Origin of the sequence: Ruoffia halotolerans (genome assembly GCF_014049385.1) — a bacterium.
Lineage (GTDB): Bacteria > Bacillota > Bacilli > Lactobacillales > Aerococcaceae > Ruoffia > Ruoffia halotolerans.
In genome coordinates this window covers 1-2,335 of the sequence record NZ_JACAOA010000057.1, presented here as the reverse complement: position 1 = coordinate 2,335, position 2,335 = coordinate 1, and the positions used below count along the sequence as shown (strand labels likewise).

Sequence of the window (2,335 nt, the reverse complement as noted above, 5' to 3'; positions counted from 1 at the left end):
CTTAATTATAATAGCATGAACCTCCTGTTAGTGTCAATACTTTTTGGATTTTAGTTCATCTTTTGAATTCTAATTATTGTAGATATCTCTATGTCAGCTTATGTTATGGCCATCTCAAGATGCTACTAGCTAATATTACTGATACTTGGTAGATTATTTATACATGTAACAAACCAAAGTAGTACTGACTTATCGAACATTATTTCTATTGGATCACTATCCATTTATCAAAGAACTTTCTTGATTTTATGCTTATTCCTTCTATAGAGATTATAGAAAAACCTAATTACCTTGCCTACCTCTTCTTATAGATTACTCTCATTATTGTGATTACTCCCTATGGAGTAGTAACTGATACACCGAATGCTTTATCTACTTATGAATTTAATACTGCCAGTGTTTTTTCGCCTTTGTATAATCCATTCCACTACTTTCTGTAATTCAGTATTTATGCTCTTAAGTATTTTCATCGTTTTTCCTGAATCCTCACACTTATTCTGAAATAAACCTTCCAGATTATCTTCAAATGCTTCAGGGAGAATGCTTGCGTCTGTTTTTGCATAGGTTATCATCTTTTTTTCTCCAGGATGCGTTAATCGATTAATCGCAAATATAATATCGAGGTACGGCTCTAGAAAAGCTGCAACTCTATAGTTTATACTTACTATATCTTTACGAATAAGAATTTTTTCTATCTGTTTATCATAGGATGGCAGGTTACCAGTGAGTAGATTCATGTTGTTTTTATAATATTTCTACTCAATTCTTCTGGATGTGATATTTGATACTTATTTTGCAGTTTGCCCAATTTACCAACCTTATCAAATTGAATGTTGCCATGTAAAAATTATGCCACATACAAATTGGGTATCCATTACTCGGTGTATACTCTTCAACGACTGAATATATTTGTTGCGAGAAGTCCTCAAGACTTCGGTACAAGATTTCAATATCTATTCCATCTTTCAATGTACAATTGTCTTCAAGCTCCATATAATGACAGTAATTCTCCAATATTCGTCTTCGAGTATTCTCACTTGGTGTCTCATTACAGTAAATATAAGTCATAGTCCGACTTTTCTTCTAATATTTGTTTTACCCTTGATCCCCCTAGAGCAATTGCCACAACCTCTGGCAATGTAGTAAATTCTTTCCATAATTTATTGAAATTCATATTATCCTCCGTTTTTGGATGTGTTTTTCAATTATACTGATTGAATTTACTTTTTACCAACAGTTTACTACACATTCCTCCTGTTTAAAATCGAAAACAGATTGGTTGTTGTATAAGCTCGAAAGTAAACTTCTTAAGATATTATATTACTTAGTTATACACCCTCAATTGAAACCTCTCATTATTGATATGTCTCTTAAATAAAAAAGACCAAGCAACGATTTCTGCTACTTGGTCTCGACTAAAATGAATCATCAACCCTATTTGACAAAGAAACACAAAAAAAGAGACATAGATTTTAAAAATCTACATCTCTTTCTTTGATCTTTTATGGAGGATAGCGGGATCGAACCGCTGACCTCCTGCGTGCAAGGCAGGCGCTCTCCCAGCTGAGCTAATCCCCCATTATATCAATCGGGAAGACAGGATTCGAACCTGCGACCCCTTGGTCCCAAACCAAGTGCTCTACCAAGCTGAGCTACTTCCCGAAATGAAACGCACCCTGTAGGAGTCGAACCTACAACCGCCTGATTCGTAGTCAGGTACTCTATCCAATTGAGCTAAGGGTGCAATATCTTTTATTCAATTATCTTAACACAAATGTGTTATGCCGAGGGCCGGAATCGAACCGGCACGGTAGTCACCCACCGCAGGATTTTAAGTCCTGTGCGTCTGCCAGTTCCGCCACCCCGGCAATATGCCCTTAGTACTTATACAATCTGGCTATAAAATTTTCTTAATTTTCACAACATCCAAAATCTAAAAGATCAATATGAAGCCATTTACCGGAGTCGAACCGGTGACCTCTTCCTTACCATGGAAGCGCTCTACCTGCTGAGCTAAAACGGCAAATATTAATTTTGAAATTTTAGTAAAAAAAAAGACTCCGCAAGTAGGGCTCGAACCTACGACATCATGATTAACAGTCATGCGCTCTACCAGCTGAGCTATTGCGGAATGACTAAAAAATTTAACAATGCATGGCAACGACCTACTCTCACAGGACCAAAGGTCCAACTACCATCGGCGCTAAGAAGCTTAACTGCTGTGTTCGGCATGGGAACAGGTGTATCCTTCTTGCTACCATCACCACACATTGTTTGTATATAAGTAATCACTTAGATCACTCAAAACTGAATATCAACGTGTATTTTCTTACCT

The 2,335-nt window shown here is 36.6% G+C and carries 2 protein-coding genes, 6 tRNA genes and 1 rRNA gene; all 9 read right to left on the bottom strand.

Annotated features, from left to right (window positions below; all coding sequences use genetic code 11):
- Nucleotides 1–368: 368 nt before the first annotated feature.
- Nucleotides 369–572, bottom strand: a complete 204-nt coding sequence (locus tag HW423_RS10700) for a hypothetical protein (protein ID WP_218931887.1) — start codon at nucleotides 570–572, stop codon at nucleotides 369–371.
- Between the two features lie 476 nt (nucleotides 573–1,048).
- Nucleotides 1,049–1,174 (bottom strand): nucleotidyltransferase domain-containing protein, encoded by a 126-nt coding sequence (locus HW423_RS10695; protein ID WP_218931886.1) that lies wholly within the window; start codon nucleotides 1,172–1,174, stop codon nucleotides 1,049–1,051.
- Between the two features lie 331 nt (nucleotides 1,175–1,505).
- Nucleotides 1,506–1,578: transfer RNA gene (locus HW423_RS10690), tRNA-Ala, on the bottom strand.
- A gap of 10 nt (nucleotides 1,579–1,588) precedes the next feature.
- A tRNA-Pro gene (locus HW423_RS10685) sits at nucleotides 1,589–1,662 on the bottom strand.
- 8 nt (nucleotides 1,663–1,670) lie between these two features.
- Nucleotides 1,671–1,744: transfer RNA gene (locus HW423_RS10680), tRNA-Arg, on the bottom strand.
- A gap of 38 nt (nucleotides 1,745–1,782) precedes the next feature.
- Nucleotides 1,783–1,868, bottom strand: a tRNA-Leu gene (locus HW423_RS10675).
- Nucleotides 1,869–1,950: 82 nt separating this feature from the next.
- Nucleotides 1,951–2,023 (bottom strand) — tRNA-Thr (locus HW423_RS10670).
- A gap of 35 nt (nucleotides 2,024–2,058) precedes the next feature.
- A tRNA-Asn gene (locus tag HW423_RS10665) sits at nucleotides 2,059–2,131 on the bottom strand.
- 21 nt (nucleotides 2,132–2,152) lie between these two features.
- Nucleotides 2,153–2,268: ribosomal RNA gene (gene rrf / locus HW423_RS10660) — 5S ribosomal RNA — on the bottom strand.
- Nucleotides 2,269–2,335: the final 67 nt, after the last annotated feature.